Annotated in this window: 26 protein-coding genes and 1 pseudogene; 14 read left to right on the top strand and 13 right to left on the bottom strand. The window is 52.8% G+C overall.

The features are described from left to right. Positions 1 to 257 precede the first annotated feature (257 nt). The 9 genes from ptsN to SC206_RS05120 all read right to left on the bottom strand — a co-directional run bounded on the left by ptsN (position 258) and on the right by SC206_RS05120 (position 7,160). Entirely contained in the window at positions 258 to 728 is a 471-nt protein-coding gene (ptsN, locus tag SC206_RS05080; protein WP_332734818.1) for a PTS IIA-like nitrogen regulatory protein PtsN, read from the bottom strand. A gap of 122 nt (positions 729 to 850) precedes the next feature. Next, the gene (hpf, locus tag SC206_RS05085) at positions 851 to 1,138 is read right to left on the bottom strand and encodes a ribosome hibernation promoting factor (RefSeq protein WP_332734820.1); all 288 of its coding nucleotides are present in this window, start codon (positions 1,136 to 1,138) and stop codon (positions 851 to 853) included. Positions 1,139 to 1,161: 23 nt separating this feature from the next. Further along, positions 1,162 to 2,595 (bottom strand): RNA polymerase factor sigma-54, encoded by a 1,434-nt coding sequence (gene rpoN / locus SC206_RS05090; protein WP_332734822.1) that lies wholly within the window; start codon positions 2,593 to 2,595, stop codon positions 1,162 to 1,164. Between the two features lie 66 nt (positions 2,596 to 2,661). Continuing rightward, positions 2,662 to 3,387: an LPS export ABC transporter ATP-binding protein gene (lptB, locus tag SC206_RS05095; RefSeq protein WP_332734824.1), complete on the bottom strand. Its 726-nt coding sequence runs from the start codon at positions 3,385 to 3,387 to the stop codon at positions 2,662 to 2,664. 6 nt (positions 3,388 to 3,393) lie between these two features. Then, the gene (gene lptA / locus SC206_RS05100) at positions 3,394 to 3,945 is read right to left on the bottom strand and encodes a lipopolysaccharide ABC transporter substrate-binding protein LptA (RefSeq protein WP_332734826.1); all 552 of its coding nucleotides are present in this window, start codon (positions 3,943 to 3,945) and stop codon (positions 3,394 to 3,396) included. After that, complete coding sequence (lptC, locus tag SC206_RS05105; protein ID WP_332734828.1) at positions 3,923 to 4,498, bottom strand: LPS export ABC transporter periplasmic protein LptC; 576 nt, start codon at positions 4,496 to 4,498, stop codon at positions 3,923 to 3,925. The genes lptA and lptC overlap by 23 nt, the downstream gene beginning before the upstream one ends. Further along, positions 4,495 to 5,061, bottom strand: coding sequence for a 3-deoxy-manno-octulosonate-8-phosphatase KdsC (gene kdsC / locus SC206_RS05110; protein ID WP_332734830.1), 567 nt, complete (start codon positions 5,059 to 5,061; stop codon positions 4,495 to 4,497). The genes lptC and kdsC overlap by 4 nt, the downstream gene beginning before the upstream one ends. Before the next feature lie 48 nt (positions 5,062 to 5,109). After that, complete coding sequence (gene kdsD, locus SC206_RS05115) at positions 5,110 to 6,093, bottom strand: arabinose-5-phosphate isomerase KdsD (RefSeq protein WP_332734832.1); 984 nt, start codon at positions 6,091 to 6,093, stop codon at positions 5,110 to 5,112. Positions 6,094 to 6,182: 89 nt separating this feature from the next. Beyond that, positions 6,183 to 7,160, bottom strand: coding sequence for a calcium/sodium antiporter (locus SC206_RS05120; RefSeq protein WP_332734834.1), 978 nt, complete (start codon positions 7,158 to 7,160; stop codon positions 6,183 to 6,185). Between the two features lie 395 nt (positions 7,161 to 7,555). Here SC206_RS05120 and mlaF point away from each other — a divergent pair, with 395 nt between their 5' ends. The 9 genes and pseudogenes from mlaF to SC206_RS05165 all read left to right on the top strand — a co-directional run. Beyond that, the gene (mlaF, locus tag SC206_RS05125) at positions 7,556 to 8,359 is read left to right on the top strand and encodes a phospholipid ABC transporter ATP-binding protein MlaF (RefSeq protein ID WP_332734836.1); all 804 of its coding nucleotides are present in this window, start codon (positions 7,556 to 7,558) and stop codon (positions 8,357 to 8,359) included. A 15-nt stretch (positions 8,360 to 8,374) separates the two neighbouring features. Then, positions 8,375 to 9,157: a lipid asymmetry maintenance ABC transporter permease subunit MlaE gene (mlaE, locus tag SC206_RS05130; RefSeq protein ID WP_332734838.1), complete on the top strand. Its 783-nt coding sequence runs from the start codon at positions 8,375 to 8,377 to the stop codon at positions 9,155 to 9,157. A 3-nt stretch (positions 9,158 to 9,160) separates the two neighbouring features. Beyond that, positions 9,161 to 9,811, top strand: a complete 651-nt coding sequence (gene mlaD, locus SC206_RS05135; protein ID WP_332734840.1) for an outer membrane lipid asymmetry maintenance protein MlaD — start codon at positions 9,161 to 9,163, stop codon at positions 9,809 to 9,811. A gap of 12 nt (positions 9,812 to 9,823) precedes the next feature. Continuing rightward, positions 9,824 to 10,471, top strand: a complete 648-nt coding sequence (gene mlaC, locus SC206_RS05140) for a phospholipid-binding protein MlaC (protein ID WP_332734842.1) — start codon at positions 9,824 to 9,826, stop codon at positions 10,469 to 10,471. Beyond that, on the top strand, positions 10,468 to 10,770 hold the full coding sequence (gene mlaB, locus SC206_RS05145) for a lipid asymmetry maintenance protein MlaB (protein ID WP_332734843.1): 303 nt from the start codon (positions 10,468 to 10,470) through the stop codon (positions 10,768 to 10,770). The genes mlaC and mlaB overlap by 4 nt, the downstream gene beginning before the upstream one ends. Before the next feature lie 154 nt (positions 10,771 to 10,924). Beyond that, positions 10,925 to 11,179 carry a BolA family iron metabolism protein IbaG gene (ibaG, locus tag SC206_RS05150; protein WP_045048356.1) on the top strand — a complete coding sequence of 85 codons (255 nt, stop codon included), beginning with the start codon at positions 10,925 to 10,927 and terminating at the stop codon, positions 11,177 to 11,179. A gap of 74 nt (positions 11,180 to 11,253) precedes the next feature. Continuing rightward, entirely contained in the window at positions 11,254 to 12,516 is a 1,263-nt protein-coding gene (gene murA, locus SC206_RS05155; RefSeq protein WP_332734846.1) for a UDP-N-acetylglucosamine 1-carboxyvinyltransferase, read from the top strand. A 328-nt stretch (positions 12,517 to 12,844) separates the two neighbouring features. After that, positions 12,845 to 13,309: a GNAT family N-acetyltransferase gene (locus SC206_RS05160; protein ID WP_332734848.1), complete on the top strand. Its 465-nt coding sequence runs from the start codon at positions 12,845 to 12,847 to the stop codon at positions 13,307 to 13,309. Positions 13,310 to 13,486: 177 nt separating this feature from the next. Next, positions 13,487 to 13,732, top strand: a pseudogene (locus tag SC206_RS05165) (cytosine permease); the annotation flags it as partial. Positions 13,733 to 13,879: 147 nt separating this feature from the next. Here SC206_RS05165 and degS read toward each other — a convergent pair. The 3 genes from degS to zapG all read right to left on the bottom strand — a co-directional run bounded on the left by degS (position 13,880) and on the right by zapG (position 16,912). Then, on the bottom strand, positions 13,880 to 14,947 hold the full coding sequence (degS, locus tag SC206_RS05170) for an outer membrane-stress sensor serine endopeptidase DegS (RefSeq protein WP_332734850.1): 1,068 nt from the start codon (positions 14,945 to 14,947) through the stop codon (positions 13,880 to 13,882). A 90-nt stretch (positions 14,948 to 15,037) separates the two neighbouring features. Beyond that, positions 15,038 to 16,405 (bottom strand): Do family serine endopeptidase, encoded by a 1,368-nt coding sequence (locus SC206_RS05175; RefSeq protein ID WP_332734851.1) that lies wholly within the window; start codon positions 16,403 to 16,405, stop codon positions 15,038 to 15,040. 102 nt (positions 16,406 to 16,507) lie between these two features. Next, positions 16,508 to 16,912 carry a Z-ring associated protein ZapG gene (gene zapG / locus SC206_RS05180; protein ID WP_332734853.1) on the bottom strand — a complete coding sequence of 135 codons (405 nt, stop codon included), beginning with the start codon at positions 16,910 to 16,912 and terminating at the stop codon, positions 16,508 to 16,510. A gap of 288 nt (positions 16,913 to 17,200) precedes the next feature. Between zapG and zapE the strand changes: the two genes are divergently transcribed. From zapE to sspB, 5 genes are all read left to right on the top strand, one after another. After that, positions 17,201 to 18,334, top strand: a complete 1,134-nt coding sequence (zapE, locus tag SC206_RS05185; protein WP_332734856.1) for a cell division protein ZapE — start codon at positions 17,201 to 17,203, stop codon at positions 18,332 to 18,334. A gap of 418 nt (positions 18,335 to 18,752) precedes the next feature. Beyond that, entirely contained in the window at positions 18,753 to 19,181 is a 429-nt protein-coding gene (gene rplM / locus SC206_RS05190; protein ID WP_332734858.1) for a 50S ribosomal protein L13, read from the top strand. 15 nt (positions 19,182 to 19,196) lie between these two features. Further along, the gene (gene rpsI, locus SC206_RS05195) at positions 19,197 to 19,589 is read left to right on the top strand and encodes a 30S ribosomal protein S9 (RefSeq protein ID WP_013577238.1); all 393 of its coding nucleotides are present in this window, start codon (positions 19,197 to 19,199) and stop codon (positions 19,587 to 19,589) included. Between the two features lie 438 nt (positions 19,590 to 20,027). Then, on the top strand, positions 20,028 to 20,672 hold the full coding sequence (gene sspA / locus SC206_RS05200; protein WP_332734871.1) for a stringent starvation protein SspA: 645 nt from the start codon (positions 20,028 to 20,030) through the stop codon (positions 20,670 to 20,672). A gap of 3 nt (positions 20,673 to 20,675) precedes the next feature. Next, entirely contained in the window at positions 20,676 to 21,164 is a 489-nt protein-coding gene (gene sspB / locus SC206_RS05205) for a ClpXP protease specificity-enhancing factor (protein ID WP_332734873.1), read from the top strand. Positions 21,165 to 21,333: 169 nt separating this feature from the next. Here the strand turns inward: sspB and SC206_RS05210 are convergent, their stop codons facing one another. Beyond that, positions 21,334 to 22,752 (bottom strand): glutamate synthase small subunit, encoded by a 1,419-nt coding sequence (locus tag SC206_RS05210; protein WP_332734875.1) that lies wholly within the window; start codon positions 22,750 to 22,752, stop codon positions 21,334 to 21,336. Positions 22,753 to 22,761 lie beyond the last annotated feature (9 nt).

The following is a 22,761-nucleotide window of genomic DNA, read 5'->3' on the forward strand; positions in this document are numbered from 1 at the left end:
ACTTACCTGTGTAAGCTCCTACGGTCTCGCTCAGTTGCCGCCTTCCTACAACGCGAAATCTATAGAGTATTCACTCAAATGTTTCACGCTGTAGATGCGTTGGCTTCCTTCACTCGCCGCAGTCACTTACCTATGTAAGCTCCTACGGTCACGATGTAAGCTTACAGTCTCGCTGCGCTCGCCACGTTTCTACAACACCAAATCTATAATGTATAAACCAATAGTAATGGATTAACTAATAGCTATTTTTCTGCGATTTACTCGTCTTGGGTCATTATCTGGAACAGCTCTTCGTCACTTTGCGCACCGCGCAGGCGACGGCATACCGCTTTGTCGGCCAGCTTTTTGGCGACCAAAGAGAGGGTATGTAAATGGGTTTTACATTGATCTGCGGGAACCAGCAAGGCAAAAAGCAGGTCAACCGGCTGATTATCGATAGCGTCGAAAGCGATAGGCTGGTCGAGCTGGATAAATACGCCGACGGCGCGCAGGGTGTCCTCTTCAAGTTTTCCATGAGGGATTGCAATCCCGGCGCCAATTCCGGTGCTGCCCATGCGTTCACGGGTCAAAAGAGCATCGAAAATCACCTGCTGTGACAGGCCAAGCTGGTTGGCTGCCAGTTCGCTAATGATTTCCAGCGCGCGTTTTTTGCTGGCGCAGTGGACGTTGCTTTTCGTGCATTCGGCGTTTAAGACCGAAGTCAGATGCAGTGCGGTATCGTTAATCATCTCATTTTCACTTTGGCGTCTGCCTTAAAGATTTAACGGCTCGCTTTTTACCTTTCGCGCCTGAAATAGTGAATTTCATTAACGTCGAGTAAAAGAACGAGCCGATATAAAAGTCTTTAGGATCAGTGCTGTTTCAGTTTGTCTTTATGTTTGTTCAATTGTCGAGCCAGTTTATCAACCAGCCCATCTATGGCGGCGTACATGTCCTGATGCTCCGAGGTTGCATGCAACTCTCCTCCGTTCACGTGTAGCGTGGCTTCGGCCACCTGCTGCACTCTTTCGACACTCAATATTATGTAAACCTGATTGATCCGGTCAAAGTAATGCTCAAGTTTGGCAAACTTTTCGGTCAAAAATGCTCTCAGGGGTTCAGTAATATCTACGTGATGTCCGGTAATGTTGAGTTGCATAATGTCTTCCTTCTCTGTTGAGGTCAAACCAACTGTTTGCGCTGGTTTGAAGGCGGGATTGACAAAGACTCTCGGTATTTTGCTACAGTGCGTCGCGCCACCATAATGCCTTGATCCGATAGCATAGTGGCTAACTTGCTGTCGCTCAGAGGTTTGACGGGGTTTTCCGCCGCGATTAATTTCCTCACCAGTGCCCGGATAGCCGTGGATGAAGCTTCACCGCCGCTGTCCGTACTCACATGACTGGAGAAGAAATACTTAAGTTCGAAAATGCCCCGTGGGCTGTGCAGAAACTTCTGCGTGGTCACGCGGGAAATCGTCGATTCGTGCATATCCACGGCGCTGGCGATATCGGCCAGTACCATAGGTTTCATATACTCTTCACCGAGATCAAAGAATGCCTGCTGCTGTTCAACAATACAACGCGTGACCTTTAATAAGGTCTCATTGCGACTTTCCAGACTTTTAATCAACCACTTGGCTTCCTGCAGATTACTGCGGATAAACTGTCCGTCGCTATCATTACGCACTGAATTTCCCATCGCAGCATACTGCTGGTTGATCTTCAGGCGTGGAATGCTGTCAGAATTCAGTTCAACCGTCCAGACTTTACCCACTTTTCGCACCAGAACGTCGGGGATCACGTATTCGGATTCGCCGGTATTGATGGACTGGCCAGGTCGGGGATCCAAGGACTGAATCAGCTGCATCGCTCCCTTAAGTGTATCTTCTTTTAAGCGAGTTGAACGCATAAGTGCGCGAAAATCGTGATTGGCGAGCAGATCGAGGTGTTCGCTGACAATCAGGCGCGCATCAGATAAACAGGGAGTTTCGGGAAGATATTGGGAAAGCTGGATGAGCAGGCAGTCGCGCAGATCTTTCGCAGCGACGCCGACGGGGTCGAAACGCTGCACGCGCTTGAGCACGGCCTCGACCTCGTCCATGTTGACCTCTTCATCGCCAATACTTTCGAGAATATCGTCGAGAGAAATCGTCAGATAACCGGTGTCATCGACGGCGTCGACGATAGAGGTAGCGATTGCGCGATCGGTTTCGGTAAACGGCGTGAGCTCAACCTGCCACATCAGATAATCTTGCAGCGTCTGGGTGGTCTCGCCCTGATAAATCGGCAGTTCGTCATCGCTGTAATCATTGCCCGTGCCGGACGGCGTGCCTGCGGTGTAAATTTCATCCCAGGTGGCGTCGAGCGGCAGCTCTTCGGGCATATCTTTCTGCTCGAGCGCTTCGCGGGTGTCTAGCGCTTCGTTTTCGGTGGCTTCTTTGGCGTCTATTTCATCGTGCAGATCGGATTGCTCCAGCAGCGGATTGCTTTCCAGTGCCAATTGTATTTCTTGCTGGAGTTCAAGCGTGGACAGCTGCAGCAGGCGAATTGCCTGCTGGAGTTGCGGTGTCATTGCCAGTTGTTGGCTGAGCCTGAGTTGCAAACCTTGCTTCATATCTTGATTTCAATTCCGTTACGACAAATTAGCGGAGTATCTACTTTTGAAGACCGAAAGCCTCAATTAAAGACGGAAAGCCTCGCCTAGATAGACGCGTTTAACCTGTTCATTTTGCATGACTTCTTCTGGCGTGCCGTGGGCAATCATGTGCCCCTGACTCACGATGTAGGCGCGTTCGCAGACGTCGAGCGTTTCGCGCACGTTGTGGTCGGTAATCAGTACGCCGAGGCCGCTGTCGCGCAGATGCTCGATGATCTTCTTGATGTCGATAACCGAAATCGGGTCGACACCGGCAAACGGTTCATCCAGAAGGATAAATTTCGGATTGGCCGCCAGCGCACGGGCTATCTCCACACGACGGCGCTCACCGCCGGACAGCGACTGCCCGAGGTTGTCGCGCAGGTGCGAGATGTGGAACTCTTCCATTAGCTCGTTGGCGCGGGCCACGCGCTGCTCTTTATTGAGATCGTCACGGATCTCCAGCACGGCCATGAGATTGTTGTAAACGCTCAAACGACGGAAGATGGAGGCTTCCTGCGGCAAATAACCAATGCCGCGACGCGCGCGAGTATGCAGCGGCAGCAGGCTGATGTCTTCATCATCCACAATAATGCGGCCCGCGTCGCGCTGCACGATACCGACGACCATGTAAAACGTTGTGGTTTTACCTGCGCCGTTTGGACCCAAAAGTCCGACGATTTCACCTGACTTGACTGACAGGCTCACGTCTTCGACCACTTTACGGCCCTTGTAGGCTTTAGCCAGATTTTCTGCGATTAACGTTGCCATAGATTATCAGTTACTCTTTTTCTGACCTGCAGCCGCAGGGGTCTTTTGCTGTAGCTGGGAAGGCACCAGCACGGTGGTCACTCGGCTACCTTTGTCGCTGTAAGCCTGCATCTGCTGCTGCTGCACCAGATAAGTAATACGGTCGCCTTTCACGTTGCTGTCGAGCTGCTCGAGATAGGCATCGCCTGTCAGCGTAACCAAGTCCTTCTCAACTTCATAGCGGACTTTTAATGCGTGGCCTTTCAGCGGCTTGCCGTTATCCTGCATCTGCTGGAAGGTGACCGGATTACCAAAGCCTTCAACGATCTCTTTTCCGGACACGCCGTTCGGACGAACAATGGTCGCGCGATCGGCGTGCACCAGAATACTGCCCTGCTTGAGCACCACGTTGCCGGTCAGGGTCACGGTGTTGGTGTTGATGTCCACCGCCTGATTGTCGGACGTAATGGTCATCGGTTTGGTGGTGTCATCTTTCAATGCCAGCGCCGGAAGACTTACCGCGAACAGCGCGCTGGTGATCAGAAGGTTACGGAGATTATTTTTGGTTTTGAATTTCATAATTTGTATTTACCTTTTCGATCAGCTGTGCGGTTTTGTTTCTCAGATTACCACGCATTTTCATGCCATTAGAGGTAAAACCGGTGCCATAAATGTAGACTTCATCGTCTGAGGCTACGTCCTGTGTGACCAGATTAACCTGGGCATTGTCTGTCTTGATTCTTTGCAGCTGCGACGTGGTTGGCGTCAAACTGTCAACCTGCACATGACCATAGAGATAGAGCATCTTGTCATTGGTCAGCTTGGCGCGATCGGAGCGAATGGTCCAGGTCGCGACGCTGGTTTGCGGGTCATACATGGTGACCACCGGATTGGTAAACCAGGTCAGCAGGTCGGTGGTGTAATACTTCACCTCTTCCGACACCAGCTTGTAATTCAGCTTGCCGGTTGGGTCATAGACTACCGTTACCGTGTGCTGGCTCTGATAAGTGGGATCCTGGGTATTCACGGCGGCGTCCGGCGCGGCGTCGGGCGTGTCGGAGATTGTCCAGCCGATCAGGACCAGTACCACTAAACCCAATAACAGTGTTATCCAAAGCTTGGTTTTATTCATATCGACAGCCCTTTGGCGTCCTCCAGCTTGCCCTGCGCCAGCAGAATCAGGTCGCAAATTTCGCGAACCGCGCCGCGTCCGCCTGCAATGCGCGTCACGTAATCTGCCTTCGGCAACAGAATCGGATGGGCGTCCTGCACGGCGACGGAAAGCCCGACTTGCTCCATCACCGGCCAGTCAATCAGGTCATCGCCAATATACGCGACCTGCTCAGGCTGAAGAGACAGTGTATCTAACAGTTCGCGGAAGGCCAAAAGCTTATCGGACTGACCCTGATAAAGATGGCGGATGCCCAGAGTTTCGGCACGATCTTCCAATAATTTAGCCTTGCGCCCCGTAATAATGGCCACTTCAATGTCTGAAGTCAGCAGGCAGCGAATGCCGTAACCGTCGCGAACGTTGAAGCTTTTTAACTCTTCGCCATGATTGCCCATAAAAATCAGGCCATCGGACATGACGCCATCAACGTCGCAAATCAGCAAGCGGACAGCGTTGGCTCGCGCCAGTACATCCTGACTGACGGGACCATAACAGGTATCCACGTTAGCTGCGCTATTACTCATTCCATAAATTCCTTCATTTAAGGCTAAATGTTGTTGCGTCAAGCTGGCTTAAACCACACCGGCTCGCAGCATGTCATGCATATGCACGACACCCATTAACTGATCGCCGTCGGCCACCATCACGCAGGTAATGTGTTTGTCCTGCATCAAATTCAGGGCATCGACGGCCAGCAGAGAAGGGCGAACGCGCACGCCGCCGGTGGTCATGACATCGGTAATTTTAGCGTCGTTGATGTTAACGCCCATATCAAAGATACGGCGTAAATCGCCATCGGTAAAAATGCCTTCGATTTTCATCAGGTCATTGGTGATGACGGTCATGCCGAGATTCTTGCGGGTAATTTCCAGCAGCGCGTCACGCAATGAGGCGTCGCGACTGACCTGCGGGATTTCGCTGCCGGTGTGCATGATATCGCTGACGCGCAGCAGAAGCTTGCGACCCAGTGCGCCGCCCGGATGAGACATGGCAAAATCTTCGGGCGTAAAACCGCGAGCTTCGAGCAGCGCGACGGCCAGCGCATCGCCCATCACCATCACCGCTGTGGTGCTTGACGTTGGCGCGAGGCCCAGCGGGCAGGCTTCTTTCGGCACTTTCACGCAAATATGGACGTCGGCGGCCTTGCCCATCGAGCTGTCAGGATTGGCGGTCAGGCAAATCAGGCGCATATCCAGACGTTTAAGCACGGGAATCAACGCCAGAATTTCGTGCGATTCGCCGGAGTTGGAAATCAGGATCACGATATCCTGCTTCGACACCATGCCCAAATCGCCGTGGCTGGCTTCACCCGGATGCACGAAGAAAGCCGGCGTGCCGGTGCTGGCAAAGGTCGCGGCCATTTTGCGGCCCACGTGGCCCGATTTCCCCATGCCCATCACGATAATCTTGCCGGTGCAGTTGAACATCATTTCGCAGGCGCGGCTAAAATCATGATTTATGTACTGATCGAGCTGTTCCAGACCTTCTCGCTCAGTCTGCAATACCTGCTTGCCGACTTCGATGAAGTTAAAATTTTGGTTCTCAAATGATGTCATCGTCAATTCCTGTGACTTTGTCCGAACTGCGCACGTTGGGCACAGATTCTCTATTCTCTGGATTCTATCAGATCTGCCGGGCCGCGGATCTACAGCGCGGCGCTACCAGGCACCAGAAACAGCACCGCCAGATAGGCAATAAATCCGCATAAAAGCAGGGCGCCTGCGAGATGGCCAATCCGGTGTTTGCGCATGAGGCACAGTCCGGAGAGCACGACGCTGACCACCAGCATCACCCAATAGTCCCGATGAAAGGCGTCGGGATTGAAACTGCCGGGCGCTACCAGCGCGGGAAGGCCGAGCACCAGACACATATTAAAGATGTTCGCGCCGATAATATTGCCGAGAGCGATGTCATCTTCGCCTTTAATCGCGCCCGCTATGAAGGTTGCCAACTCTGGCAAGCTGGTGCCGATAGCGACGACGGTCAGGCCGATAACCAGCTCGCTGACCCCAAAATAACGCGCAATCACGGAGGCGTTGTCGACAATCATATTCGACGCCAGCGGCATGATAATAAACCCCAGCGCCAGCCACAAAAATGCTACTGTGTTGCTGCCGTCCTGCGGTAATTCGGCCATCTGCTCGCTGGTGAGCGTGTCCTGGCCCTTTTGCTGCGACTGTTTGGCGATTCTGACCATAAACAGTAAAAACAGCGCGGCGGCGGCTATCAGTATCACGCCATCCCATCGGTTAAGCTCGCTATCGCTTAACAAAAAGCCGCACAGCACGGTCACCATCAACATTAGCGGCAGTTCGCGGCGCAGGATATCAGAACGCACGGAAAGTGGATGAATTAGCGCAGCGCCACCTAGAATCAAAAGAATATTAGTGATATTCGAGCCAATCACGTTGCCGACGGCCAAATCCAGCTGACCATTCATGGCCGCCGTGGTCGACACCACCAGCTCCGGCAGGGAAATTCCCACGCCAACGATCGTCATACCAATAACAAGTGGGGGAATGCCCACCGAGCTTGCCAAAACGGAAGCGCCGTACACCAGACGATCGGCGGCATAAACAAGCAGAAATAAGCCGACTATCATTAGTACGCTAGCGAGAAGCATGGAAAATCCTTTAATGGGTATAATGCAATGTTCGTAAGTCTGGCAAGGAACCAAAATGAGTTTGATCAATCAGACTTCAGGCAAAGGGCCCGAGCCGATTAAAGAGGGTTCCATAATAGCGATTACCTTGGCTTCTGACTTTCTGTTTTGACACTTTTATTGCTGTCATTTCTGCCTTTAATTCGGCATGTGGCCACAGCAGCTCAATTTTGACCGTCTGGGGCTTAAAAGTAAATCAATGGCAACTTTGGTAACGTAATCGCGGTAAGTTTTTGTAAAATGTTGGGTGTTAGCTGTCTTGTTTAGGTCAAATTATCCTGTTTAGGTAAAAGTTATACGAAGGCGATTACCCTTAAAGAGGATTTTGAGGTGTGTTCGCCCAGAGGAAGAGACAAATGAGTCAGAGCGAAACGAATCTGGTGGAGATTAAAGGCATGAGTTTCATGCGCGGCGATCGTCCCATTTTCGAAGAGATAAACATGACCGTACCGAAAGGCAAAGTCACCGCCATTATGGGGCCTTCCGGTATCGGCAAAACGACCCTGCTGCGACTCATCGGCGGCCAGTTGGCGCCTGACAGCGGGGAAATCTGGTTCGATGGCGAAAACATTCCGACCCTGTCTCGCGGCAAGCTGTACGAAACGCGCAAGAAAATGAGCATGCTGTTTCAGTCTGGCGCGCTGTTTACCGATCTTACCGTTTTTGAAAACGTGGCGTTTCCGCTTCGCGAGCACAGCAAGCTGCCTGAAGAACTCCTGCGCACCACGGTCTTGATGAAACTCGAAGCTGTCGGGCTGCGCGGCGCGGCCGAGCTGATGCCGGCGGAGCTTTCTGGCGGCATGGCGCGTCGTGTGGCACTGGCGCGCGCGATTGCGCTTGACCCCGAACTCATCATGTTTGATGAGCCGTTTGTCGGCCAGGATCCCATCACCATGGGCGTCTTGGTCAAGCTTATCGACGAGCTAAATCACGCGCTGGGCGTTACCTGTATCGTCGTTTCGCACGATGTACCGGAAGTTCTCAGCATCGCCGACTATGCTTATATCGTTGCCGCTCAGCACGTTATCGCTGAAGGAACCACCGAAGAACTGCGCAGCAACCCGGATCCACGTGTTCGCCAGTTCCTCGATGGTATCGCCGATGGACCGGTGCCTTTCCGTTTCCCTGCCGGTGATTACCAGGCCGAGCTGCTTGGATGATGGAGTAGTAAATCAATGTTAATTAGGGCGTTAGCGTCATTGGGTCGCAGCGGATTAGCGACCTGTGCGTCATTTGGACGTGCAGGACAGCTGTTGTTCCGCGCGCTGGTTGGACGACCGCAGTTCGCCAAACAGTGGCCATTATTAATCAAACAGTTGTACAGCGTCGGCGTATTATCGCTGATGATCATCGTGGTGTCGGGCCTGTTTATCGGCATGGTGCTCGGTTTGCAGGGCTACATCGTGCTCACCACTTACAGTGCGGAAGCCAGTCTGGGCATGATGGTCGCGCTCTCTCTGCTTCGCGAACTGGGTCCCGTGGTCACCGCGTTGCTGTTCGCCGGACGCGCCGGTTCTGCCTTGACCGCAGAAATCGGGCTGATGAAGGCCACCGAGCAAATCTCGAGTCTGGAAATGATGGCAATCGACCCGCTGCGTCGCGTGGTTGCTCCCCGTTTTTGGGCCGGTCTTATCAGCATGCCGCTGCTGACGATCATTTTCGTCGCGGTAGGTATCTGGGGCGGATCGCTGGTTGGGGTCAACTGGAAAGGTATCGACAGCGGTTATTTCTGGTCGGCGATGCAAAACGCCATAGAATGGCGTCAGGATTTGCTTAACTGCCTGATTAAAAGCGTTGTTTTTGCTATCACCGTGACCTGGATAGCGCTTTTCAATGGTTATGATGCCATCCCGACTTCGGAAGGGATTAGCCGGGCAACGACCCGTACCGTGGTGCATGCGTCACTGGCGGTGTTGGGATTGGATTTTGTGCTGACAGCACTGATGTTTGGGAATTGAGCCATGCAAAGTAAAAAGAGTGAAGTGTGGGTCGGCGCATTTATGCTGATCGCGTTGTGTGCGGTGATCTTTATCTGCCTGAAAGTGGCCGATATCCGCTCGTTCGGTTCCGCGCCGACTTACCGTATTTATGCCGATTTTGACAATATTGGCGGACTGAAAGCCGATTCTCCTATCAAGATTGGCGGCGTCGTGATTGGTAGAGTCAACAGCATTACGCTGGATAAAAACTATACTCCTCGCGTGGCGATGGATATCGACCAGAAGTACAACGACATTCCAGACACCAGCTCGCTGGCGGTGCGTACTTCGGGCCTGTTGGGCGAGCAGTATCTGGCGCTGAATATCGGTTTCCAGGATCCTGACATGGGCACGACTATCCTTAAAGAGGGCGGCACGTTGCAGGACACCAAATCGGCGATGGTGCTTGAAGACCTGATTGGCCAGTTCCTGTACAAGAGCGGCGGCAAAGATGACGCGTCGAAATCTGGCGATGCTGCGGCCACGCCAGACGAGGTCACGAGTCCTGATGCGGCGTCGACCGATGCAGAACAGCCTTCCGCTTCACCCTCTTCTGCGGCTCCACAATCTTCTGATCAACAAAACAAGCCTGCTCAAGCGTCTCCATCTGCTCCAGCGGCGCAAGGTAATTAAGAGGACTTTTCTATGTTTAAACGTTTAATGGTGGTTGCGTTACTGATGATTGCTCCGCTGGCGGCCAATGCGGCAGCCACGGTGGATAAAACCAATCCTTACAGCGTGATGAACGCTGCGGCAGACGCGACGTTCACTCGCTTGAAAGCTGACCAGCCGAAAATCAAGCAGGATCCTAACTACCTGCGCACCATCGTGCGTGAAGAGCTGCTGCCTTATGTGCAGATCAAATACGCGGGCGCGCTGGTTCTCGGCCGCTACTACAACTCTGCGACCCCTGCGCAGCGCGAAGCCTATTTCAGCGCCTTCAGCGCCTATTTGCAGCAGGCTTACGGTCAGGCTCTGGCGCTTTATACCAACCAGAACTATCAGGTTCAGCCACAGCAGACTATCGCTTCCGGCACTGACATCGTGGCAATCCGCGTGACCATCGTCGATCAGGGCGGTCGTCCGCCGGTACGTCTCGATTTCCAATGGCGTAAAAATAGCCGCACCGGTGAATGGCAGGCGTATGACATGATTGCCGAAGGCGTCAGCATGATCACCACCAAGCAAAACGAGTGGGCAGGTATTCTGCGTCAGCAGGGCATTGATGGCCTGACTGCGCGTCTGAAATCCGCCGCGGCACAGCCAATTACGCTTCAGCAGAACAATAAATGAGTAACGGACTGCACTTTGAATCATTGCAGCAATGCCTGATCCTCAGTGGCTGCCTCGACCGTGAAACGCTGCTCCCTTTGTGGGAGCAGCGCGAAAGTCTGCTTCAAGGTGTGACCTGCATTGACGTGGCGCAGCTTGAGCGCGTCGACTCATCCGGGCTGGCGCTGCTGGTCCACCTGCGTGATTTCGCGGGCCGACGCGGCATCGAGCTGCAAATCTCCGGGATCACCGATCGTCTGCGCACGTTGGTCGAGCTTTACAATCTCAAGGGAATAATTCCTCTGGATTCGGACAGTTAGCGCTACACGAACCCGCGTTTTTCTGCGATAAATCACTAGTCAAAACAGGGCCCCTGTCTGAAACTCTCAAACAGGGGCTTTTTGATGGTTTAAGAGTTGGCCGGATCCCTATAATATGTTCGGCTATTACTTCCCATACGATTAAACAGGTTTTATGGAAACTAGCGAAATTAAAGACGTGCTGATGGCCGCACTGGCCCTCGATGAAGCACACGTAACCGGCGACGGCAGTCATTTTCAGGCTATCGTGGTAGGCGCAATGTTTGACGGCATGAGCCGTGTTAAAAAACAGCAAACCGTGTACGCCCCGCTGATGGAATACATCGCCGACAACCGCATCCACGCCCTTTCTATCAAGGCTTATACCCCTGAAGAGTGGCAGCGCGATCGCAAACTCAACGGTTTTTGAGAATGACGGGCACGCACTGCGGCCGGTTATTTAGCTTTACCTAAAGCATATTGATTACAGATAAGAGAGCAATAATGGATAAGTTTCGTGTACAGGGCGGAACCCGCCTGAGTGGAGAAGTCACGATCTCGGGTGCGAAAAATGCCGCGCTGCCTATTTTGTTCGCCGCATTGCTCGCTGAAGAACCGGTTGAACTGCAGAACGTCCCGCATTTAAAAGATATCGACACCACCATCAAACTTCTGAGCCAGCTCGGCACCAAAATCGAGCGCAACGGGTCTGTTTGGGTCGACGCAAGCGGCGTTAACGAATTCCGCGCGCCTTACGATTTGGTGAAAACCATGCGTGCCTCTATCTGGGCGCTGGGTCCGCTGGTGGCACGTTTTGGCCGTGGCGAAGTTTCCCTGCCGGGCGGCTGCGCAATCGGCGCACGTCCCGTTGACCTGCACATCACGGGTCTTGAGCAGCTTGGCGCGAAAATCGTGCTGGAAGAAGGCTACGTCAAGGCAACCGTCGATGGCCGCCTGAAAGGCGCGCACATCGTGATGGACAAGGTTAGCGTTGGTGCGACCGTCACCATCATGAGCGCGGCGACGTTGGCAGAAGGCACCACGATTATCGAAAACGCGGCGCGTGAGCCGGAAATCGCGGATACCGCGGCCTTCCTGAATGCGATCGGCGCGAAAATCACTGGCGCAGGCACCGACAAAATCACCATCGAAGGCGTTCAACGTCTCGGCGGCGGCGTGCACCGCGTGGTGCCTGACCGTATCGAAACCGGCACCTTCCTGGTAGCGGCGGCGATTTCAGGTGGCAAAGTTATTTGTCGCGAAACTCGTCCTGATACGCTGGATGCCGTACTGGCAAAACTGCGCGAAGCGGGTGCCGATATCGAAACCGGCGAAGACTGGATCAGCCTGGACATGCACGGCAAACGCGCGAAAGCCGTAACCCTGCGTACTGCGCCGCATCCGGGCTTCCCGACCGATATGCAGGCACAGTTCAGCCTGCTGAATCTGGTCGCAGAAGGCACCGGTGTTATCACCGAAACCATCTTCGAAAACCGCTTCATGCACATTCCCGAGCTGATCCGCATGGGCGCGCACGCTGAAATCGAAAGTCATACCCTGATTTGTCACGGCGTTGAAAAACTCTCTGGCGCACAGGTTATGGCAACCGACCTGCGCGCATCGGCAAGCCTTGTGCTGGCCGGTTGTATCGCAGAAGGCGTCACCATCGTTGACCGTATTTATCACATCGATCGCGGCTACGAGCGCATCGAAGATAAACTGCGTCTGCTGGGTGCAAAAATCGAAAGAGTCAGCGGCGCAGAGTAACGCCTCGCCTGACTTTACAAGATGTCTGCTCGATATAGACGCCTTGTAAAACAATAAAAAAAGCCGGAAGGGGAAACCTAACCGGCTTTTTTATTTTCTATTTATTATTTTTATAAATTTTTAATAGTTATATTTTCTAGATAATAATTCATCGGCTGAATATATGGGTCACTAACAGTTTGTCCTAAAAGTAACGATAAGCATCGCCTGCGCGAAAATGCAGTGTTAATGTCGGATGGTTTACTTATTGTCACAGTTAATTATTTTTATTTATTAAAGTTTTATTAAACTGGCATGATATTAATCAAAATATAAAAATGGTGATTAAATGGAATTTATTATTAGCAGCGTGGCCGATCATGATGAAGAACAAACGATTATTAGTAATCTGTGGGAATATAACTCCCATGTAACGCCCGTTGATATCCAACCCTTACGCATTATTGTAAAAAATGAACGTAAAGAAATAATAGGCGGCGTAATAGCCAGAACATGGTGGGGAGGATTAGATATTCAATATCTCTGGGTCGCACAGGCGCATCGTAAAATGGGGATAGGTAAAAAACTGATGCAGTCTGTCCAGCAGGAAGCCTTAACGAGATGCTGCCACATGGCTTACGTAGACACGTTCAGCTTTCAGGCGCTAGGCTTCTACCAACGCCTTGGCTTTAGCAAATACGGAGAACTCGCAGGCTTTGCACACCGCCACACGCGATACTATCTATCAAAATCCTTAACCATCGACGCCTCTTTATTATCACCATTACAAGATCATAATAATGATGGGAAATGATCACGACGTTATTGAAAATATTTAGGGTTAGATGAATTCACGCCATTTTACTTTTTCGATAAATCTTCCTGAAAATAAAAGGTTAAGGTGCTAAATCTATCGCCAAGAAAGAAAGGTTAGCCATAAGCGGTATTAATTATCAAAAGGCATTCAATTCATTTAACCAATAGGTTATCCATGAGCATAATTGAAAATTATCCAACGAGTCGAGTGCCTGCAAATGCAAGACTCTCTTTTTTAAGCGTGACATTAGTGCATGCCGGTATGTTGACCGCTTTGGATCAATTCATGCTGGGCGCGGTACTTGGGCACTCAATGACACTGATTGACGCTTTTTTGGCTATTTTTGCAGGCAGCCTTATCTTTGGCGTGGTGACTTTTGCGATAGGCTTCGCCGGTATGAAAGAGGGGCTTTCCAGCAGCCGTCAACTCGCTGGTCGCGGCGAGCCTTTGCTATGGGTTTGTCGGCTTATTAATCAAAAAAAACGCCGGTAGGATTGCTCCCTCCGGCGTTTAATTTGTCTAGATAGACGGCGTTTTACAAAATCGTTCAGGCAATGAATATCAAAATCAGTGCTCAGGGTATTCCTGGATCGTGACTTGCAGGCTGATTTTCTTGCCGTCGCGATTGATAATCACCGGGATTACCGAGCCCGGACGGATTTCTGCGACCTGGTCCATCGTTTCGATTGCTGAAACGGCCGGCTTGTTATTCACGCTGATAATCACGTCTTTAACCTGAATACCGGCATTGGCCGCCGGACCGTTTGCCGTGACCTCGTTGACCACGATGCCTTGCAGGTGATCGACGTTGGCGGTTGGGCCGTGCAGAGGCGAAACTTCGCGGCCTGCAATGCCGATGTATCCGCGGATCACGCGCCCGTCGCGAATCAGCTTGCCCATGACCTTGGTCGCCAACGCGGTAGGGATAGCAAAACCGATGCCCTCTGGTGCCGGACCATCTTTATTCTGGTCAAACGACAGCGTGTTAATGCCGACCAGCTCGCCGAGCGAGTTAACCAGCGCGCCGCCCGAGTTACCCTGATTAATGGCCGCGTCGGTTTGCAGGAAGTTCTGACGGCCCGAAGGGCTGAGGCCGATACGTCCGGTGGCGCTGATAATGCCCTGCGTCACGGTCTGGCCGATGTTAAACGGGTTACCAATCGCCATCACCACGTCGCCGACGTGTGGCGAACGTTTGGCGTTAATAGGAATGACGGGCAGGTTGGTGGCATCGATTTTCAGCACCGCCAAATCGGTCAGGCTGTCGGAGCCGACCAGCAGCGCGTCGGACACGCGGCCATCCTGCAACGCGACGATAATCTGGTCGGCGTTATTAATGACGTGCTTGTTGGTAAGAATATAACCTTTGTCATTCATGATCACACCCGAACCCAGGGTGCGGATCTGCAATTCGTTTTGGCTCGAATCGCCCATATTACGGTTATAAACGTTGACCACGGCAGGCGCAGCGCGGCGAACTCCCTCGTTATAACTGGCGGGTTGTTCACTTGGCTGAGTAAAGTCGTGTTCGAAAATAGGTTCGACGATGTTTTTGCGCAGCGTCGGGACGGCCACCAGCAGGATGGCAGCAACGACAATACCGATGAGTGCGGATCTCAATAACTTAACAAACATGGGTTTATAAGGGTCGCTAGAAAATGTGCAAGCAGGATAGCATGAGTTTTTAGACGTAGCTTGCGCTACGTCTATTCTCGGAATGAATTGTTATGGCATCAGAAGGTACAGGCTTTGCCCTTTGCGCATCACGCTAAGCGCGATAAGGTCCGGTTTAGACTCCAGAATTTTACGCAAGGCGTCGAGATTATCGATAGGTGCGCGGTTCACACCGACAATAATGTCGCCCTGTTGTAATCCGACCTGATCCGCCGGCGAGCCTTTCACCACTTCGTCAACCTGCACGCCTTTACCGGTTTTGGCATCGACATTACTTAGCGTAACGCCGGTCAGCGCAGGGTTGATTTTGTCGAGCGCGACGGCCACGTCAGGACTGGCGCCCAGCGTAACGTCAACGTCCATCGCCTTGCCTTCGCGCAGCACGCCGAGTTTCATCACTACGCCCGGACCCGCAGTACCAACCTTGGCACGCAGCTCGGCGAAGCTGCTTAATGGCTTGCCGTCGAGGCTTATTACCACGTCGCCCGATTTAATCCCCGCTTTGGCGGCGGCAGAATCAGGCAACACTTCGTTGACGAACGCGCCGCGCTGACTGTCGAGCTTAAAGGCCTTCGCCAGCTCTGGCGTCATTTCGCTGCCGCGAATGCCCAGCAGGCCGCGTTTAACCTGACCCGATTCAATCAGCTGCTTGCTCAGGTTTTTCGCCATATTAATCGGAATGGCAAAACCGATACCCATGCTGCCGCCCTGCGAGGAGAGGATGGCCGTGTTAATGCCGACCAGCTCGCCCTGCAAGTTCAGCAGCGCGCCGCCGGAGTTGCCGCGGTTAATGGAAGCATCGGTTTGAATAAAGTTTTCCAGCCCTTCGAGATTCAGGCCGCTGCGTCCGAGCGCCGAGATAATGCCCGAGGTGACGGTCTGGCCGAGGCCGAACGGATTGCCCACCGCGACGGCGAAATCGCCTACGCGCAGCTTGTCGGAGTCGGCAAACGGGATTTGCGTCAGGTTCTTGGCATCTTTTAGCTGGATAATCGCGATGTCGGACTGATCGTCCTTGCCAATCAGCTTGGCCTCATATTCGCGACCATCGTTAATTTGTACGGTAATTTTGTCGGCATTGTTCACCACGTGATTGTTGGTCATCACGTAGCCTTTGGCGGCGTCGATAATCACGCCTGAACCCAAGCCTTCAAACGGCTGGCCGTCCTGCTTTTGCGTCGGCGCGTCGGGGCCGAAGAAGAATTTAAACTCTGGCGGCACCTGATCCGCCGGCGGCTGCGTGCCTGAAACGCGCACGCCTACCACACCCGGCAACACTTTTTGCAGCATGGGCGCCAGGCTTGGCAAGGCTTGTCCTTCAACGGCGACAGGCAGCGCGGCGCTGGCTACCTGAAAGGAAGAGAGGCTTAATCCAAGGCTGACAGCCAGTACGCTGAGTAAAAATGACGTTTTTTTCATTGGGGTCACTCTCTTTGTTGAATCGAGAACTTAAACCAGATGACAGGCCGGGCTGCGGGCCGAAGGAAGAGCCAGTGACGGATGCCACTGGCTTGAGACGCTTTATTTGCGGCGTGGACGATCTCCGCCGCGCAGCAGGCCTGACGCGCCGTCGGAATAGTCACGCGGCATTTCAACCGGAGCCTGATCGTTATCGGCTTCGGAACCGGTCAAACGGTAGTTGAACGGGTTATCCTGCATAGGCATGTCAGGTAACAGGTTGTTGGAGCTTTTCGCCATGTGCTGATAAAGCTGGCGGTAATCCGTCGCCATGTTATCAAGCAGCTCGGCGCTACGGGCAAAATGCCCGGTCAGTTCCTGGCGATACTCCTCCAGCTCTGCCTTGCTCTTGTCTATCTCATTTTGCATCACTTGCTGATCGCGTAATTTACGATTGCCAAAGCGCATCGCTACCGCACCGATGACGATACCGACCACTAATCCAATGAGCGCATACTCCCAGGTCATAATAACTCCTATTATTGACAACGTTGTCCTGTAGGGCTTTTTGGCGTAACTTTCTCACCAATCTTTTTAAACAAAACTTTTACATGGCAAGCTTTACGTCAAACAGAACACCACTATAACCGTTAACCTTGTGTTAGTGGAATCCTGAGGCAACTTTCGTACCCACGGGTAAGCGAGCTTCTTGCCGGAAGTGCGGTAAATGCCGCGAAATAGTGGAAAAATCTGCGTTAAACGTCATGAAAACTCCGCCATGAATCACTGAAAATATTTTTTCTCAGGGACGTCGTTATGCATACAACTACACCACTCACGGCTTATCAGACTGCACTTGATGCAGGAGAGTTCCAACCTGATGCCGTGCAAAAACAGGCGGTCACGCGTCTTGATGCTATTTATCACGATTTGATCGCCAAAAAACCAGCGGTATTGCCTGAAAGCGGCGGTTGGTTAGGACGTTTGTTCAAGAAGAGTTCGGCCAAGACCGCCGAGCGTCCGGTGCAGGGCCTCTACATGTGGGGCGGCGTGGGGCGTGGGAAAACCTGGCTGATGGACATGTTTTATCACAGCCTGCCCGGCGACCGTAAAATGCGCCTGCACTTTCACCGCTTTATGCTGCGCGTTCATGAAGAGCTGACGCAGCTGCAGGGCCAGTCCGATCCGCTCGAAGTGATCGCCGATCGTTTCAAGCAGGAGACCGACGTGCTGTGCTTCGACGAGTTTTTCGTCTCCGATATTACCGATGCAATGCTGCTCGCCACGCTGTTGCAGGCGCTGTTTGCACGCGGGATCACGCTGGTCGCCACCTCGAATATTCCGCCCGACAATCTCTATCGCAACGGCTTGCAGCGCGCACGCTTCCTGCCTGCGATCGCGCTTATCAATCAATATTGCGACGTGATGAATGTCGATGCGGGTATCGATTATCGTCTGCGCACCTTAACGCAGGCGAATCTGTGGTTAACGCCGGAAGCGGGGCAGACGGCGAAAGATCTCGACCCGGCGATGCAGCAGATGTTTGGCAAGCTGGCGGGGAAGACGGGCGACAAAGCGCCGGTATTGCAGATTAATCATCGTCCGCTGCAGGCGATTGCCTCGGCGGAAGGCGTACTGGCGGTGGAGTTCCACACGCTGTGCGAAGAGGCGCGCAGCCAGCTCGACTATATTGCGCTGTCCAAAATCTATCACAGCGTGCTGCTGCACAATGTGCCGGTGATGAAGGCGGATCAGGAAAACGCCGCGCGTCGTTTTCTGGCGCTGGTGGATGAATTCTACGAGCGTCACGTCAAGCTGGTTATCTCCGCGCAGGCGCCGATGTATGAAATTTATCGCGGCGACAGGCTGAAATTTGAATACCAGCGTTGTCTTTCGCGCTTGCAGGAGATGCAGAGCGAAGAGTATCTTGCGCGCGAGCATTTGCCGTAACGTTTGCCATGACATTTGCCAAAAACGGGCAATCTGTACTGCAAATAGGATTTTTAGTCCGTAATCAGTGAATGTGTGGCGGCAAACCGCTGTATAGCGACTGTACAAAAGCTGCGCGATTGCTGCGCAGCGTCGCGATAGGGCGTGCGGGAAGAAAATCTTCACTTTTTTCGAAAAAGGGTTCGATTTTTTTTGGGGACTTCTCTATAATCTTGCGACCCCACGTTACAACAAAGTTTTTTTCCCGAAACTTTATAGTGCCGGCAATGGCTATTCGAAGGGGTAGGTTTGCTGGACTGATGGTCGTGTGAACCTCCAATACTATTTTTGTAAACTGTGTTTGAAAAAATGTAGTTTATAAAAACATATAGGCGTTTGGGTGTTCGCCAACGTGTAACTTAAATTGGGTAAGCTTTTAATGAAAACTTTTACAGCTAAACCGGAAACAGTACAGCGTGACTGGTTCGTAGTTGACGCAAACGGTAAGACCTTGGGTCGCCTGGCTACTGAGCTGGCTCGCCGTCTGCGTGGCAAGCATAAAGCGGAATACACTCCGCACGTTGATACTGGTGATTACATCATCGTTCTGAACGCAGAAAAAGTTGCTGTAACCGGCAAAAAGCGTACAGACAAGATTTATTACCATCACACTGGCCACATCGGTGGTATCAAACAAGCGACCTTTGAAGAGATGATTGCTCGCCGTCCTGAGCGTGTGATTGAGCTCGCGGTTAAAGGCATGCTGCCGAAGGGTCCGTTGGGTCGTGCAATGTACCGTAAACTGAAAGTTTACGCGGGCAATGAGCACACTCATGCGGCACAGCAACCGCAAGTTCTTGACATTTAATCGGGATTATAGGCAATGGCTGAAAATCAATACTACGGCACTGGTCGCCGCAAAAGCTCTGCTGCTCGCGTTTTCATCAAACCGGGTAGTGGTAACATCGTAATTAACCAGCGTAGCCTGGAACAGTACTTTGGTCGTGAAACTGCCCGCATGGTAGTTCGTCAACCTCTGGAACTGGTCGACATGGTTGAGAAATTTGACCTGTACATCACTGTTAAAGGTGGTGGTATTTCTGGTCAAGCTGGTGCTATCCGTCACGGTATCACCCGTGCACTGATGGAATATGACGAAAATCTGCGTGGCGAACTGCGTAAAGCAGGCTTCGTTACTCGCGATGCTCGTCAGGTTGAACGTAAGAAAGTCGGTCTGCGTAAAGCACGTCGTCGTCCTCAGTTCTCCAAGCGTTAATTTGCCTCCTGCTTCGGCAGTGGTATGGAACTTCGGTTTCATCCTGGCACAACGCAACAAAAACCCGGTCTTGTACCGGGTTTTTTTTCGCCTGTAGCTCGGTGAAATAAAAAACGTGTCCTGTTAAAACGGAAAATTTTGGCGCAAAGGCCTTGTTTTCTGCCGCAAATTGCCCCCTGAAACACATTTCAACCTTAAATCGCATCCTTCATCCCCCCAGAAGCAGCAAAATCTGGTAAACTATCACACACTTTTGCGCCTGTTCGCCAAGCAGTGAACCTTGCTGAACTTGCTGGCTATGTTCCCCCGCTTTGGCTTATCTACGAAACTGTGGGTTACAGGTGAGATGTGCCCGAACTACGATGGGCATGATTATTCAGGATAGCAGCCTGATAGTGGCTATTCGCAGTATAATTCTAGATAAACTTGGAGGTTTTCATGGCTGTCGCTGCCAACAAACGTTCGGTAATGACGCTGTTTTCTGGCCCGACCGACATTTTTAGCCATCAAGTACGTATCGTACTGGCGGAAAAAGGTGTCAGTGTCGAGATAGAGCAGGTAGAAATGGGTAACCTGCCACAGGATCTTATTGACCTCAACCCGTACCGCACTGTGCCTACGCTGGTCGATCGTGAGCTGACCCTTTTCGAATCCCGCATCATCATGGAATACCTTGATGAGCGTTTCCCGCACCCACCTCTGATGCCGGTTTATCCGGTAGCCCGTGGTGAAAGCCGTCTGATGATGCACCGCATCGAAAACGACTGGTATTCGCTGCTGACTAAAATCGAGCAGGGTTCTGCCGCAGAAGCTGACGCCGCGCGCAAGCAGCTGCGTGAAGAACTGCTGGCTATCGCGCCAATCTTCTCCTACATGCCTTACTTCAAAAGCGAAGAGTTCAGCCTGGTCGATTGCTACCTGGCTCCGCTGCTGTGGCGCTTGACTGAACTGGGTATCGAGCTGTCAGGTGCGGGCTCCAAAGAGCTGAAAGGTTACATGCAGCGCGTCTTCGAACGTGATGCATTCCTGGCGTCTCTGACTGAGCCAGAGCGCGAAATGCGTCTGAACGGTGCTCGGGGTTAAGTTATGGAGATGACTGACATGTCTCCTCGCCGTCCCTTCCTGCTGCGTGCGTTTTACGACTGGCTGCTCGACAACCAGCTGACGCCGCATCTGGTCGTCGACGTGACCCAGCCGGGCGTTAGCGTGCCAATGGAGTTCGCGCGTGACGGTCAAATCGTGCTTAATATTGCGCCGCGTGCGGTAGGCAGTCTTGAGCTCGGTAATGCCGACGTGCGATTCAACGCGCGCTTCGGTGGCATTCCGCGCGAAGTCTTCGTGCCGATGGCCGCCGTGCTGGCTATTTATGCCCGTGAAAACGGCGCAGGCACCATGTTCGAACCTGAGCCGGGTCTTGACGGTGAAGCTGCCTTCGAAGCGCTTGAAGAGCAGAATCCTGAACCGACCATGTCAGTGATTGACGGCGATCTGCCCGACCACGCTGAAGACGGTGATGACGACGAACCGCCAACGCCGCCACGCGGTGGGCGTCCGTCACTGCGCGTCGTGAAGTAAATTCACCCCTACATCTGGGGCGTTTCCTTCATCCCACATGTAGACGTTGCAGGCATTGATGTTGCAAACGTAACGTTGCAGACATAAAAAAAGAGACCGCATTGCGGTCTCTTTTCACATCTGGCGTTTAAGCAAGCCTGTTTGAGGGCTTAAACTTCCATTGAGGGGCTTAAACTTCCAGGAAGCACATAATGCCGTCTGCGGCTTTACGTCCTTCGGCAATCGCGGTCACAACCAAGTCCGAACCGCGCACCGCATCGCCACCGGCGAAGATTTTCGGGTTGCTGGTCTGGAACGCGTTGTCTTTGCTTTCCGGCGCAACAATACGGCCCTGATTGTCCAGCTCGACGTCGTGAGCGGCCAACCATTCCATCTTGTGCGGACGGAAACCAAACGCCATGACCACGGCATCGGCGTCCATTACGTGCTCGGAACCCGGCACGATTTCTGCGCGACGACGGCCCGCGGCATCAGGTGCGCCCAGCTCGGTACGCGCCATACGCACGCCTTTCACGCGCCCTGAATCGTTCAGCTCGATGCTCAGCGGTTGCAGGTTGAATTTGAAATCCACACCTTCTTCGCGCGCATTCTTCACTTCACGACGTGAGCCCGGCATGTTCTCTTCGTCACGACGATAAGCACAGGTTACCGCGCTCGCGCCCTGACGAATGGAAGTGCGCACGCAGTCCATCGCGGTATCACCGCCGCCCAGCACCACGACACGTTTGTGTTCCATGGTGATGTAAGGCTCGTCCTGCTGCGCTTCGAAGCCCATCAGCTGCTTGGTGTTGGCAATCAGGAACGGCAGGGCATCGTACACGCCCGGCGCTTCTTCGTTTTCCAAACCACCGCGCATTGACTGATAGGTGCCCACGCCGAGGAATACGGCGTCATATTCGGCCAGCAGCGCGTCCATGGTCACATCTTTACCGACTTCGGTATTGAGTTGGAACTCGATACCCATTTCGGTGAAGATTTCGCGACGCTTGGTCATCACGGATTTTTCCAGCTTAAAGGAAGGAATGCCGAAGGTCAGCAGGCCACCGATTTCTGGATGACGGTCAAACACCACCGCTTTCACGCCGTTACGGGTCAGCACGTCGGCACAGGCCAAACCTGCCGGGCCCGCGCCGATAATCGCCACGCGCTTGCCGGTAGGGTGGACGTGGGACATGTTCGGACGCCAGCCCATTTCGATCGCTTTATCATTGATATAGCGCTCGATGTTACCGATGGTGACAGCACCGAATTCGTCGTTCAGCGTACAGGAACCTTCGCACAGGCGATCCTGCGGGCAAACGCGCCCACAGACTTCCGGCAGACTGTTGGTCTGGTGCGCCAAATCAGCGGCTTCCATAATACGCCCTTCGTTGGCCAGCTTCAGCCAGTTCGGGATGTAGTTATGGACCGGACATTTCCATTCGCAATACGGGTTACCACAGGACAGACAACGGTCTGCCTGTGACGCAGCCTGAGTGGCCGAGAACGGCTCGTAAATTTCTACAAACTCAATTTTACGGATCTTCAGCGGCTTCTTTGGCGGATCAACGCGCTGTAAGTCGACAAATTGATAAACGTTTTGACTCATCTTAACCTC

The sequence above is a fragment of the Rouxiella sp. T17 genome, assembly GCF_036663475.1.
Taxonomy (GTDB): Bacteria; Pseudomonadota; Gammaproteobacteria; order Enterobacterales; family Enterobacteriaceae; genus Rouxiella.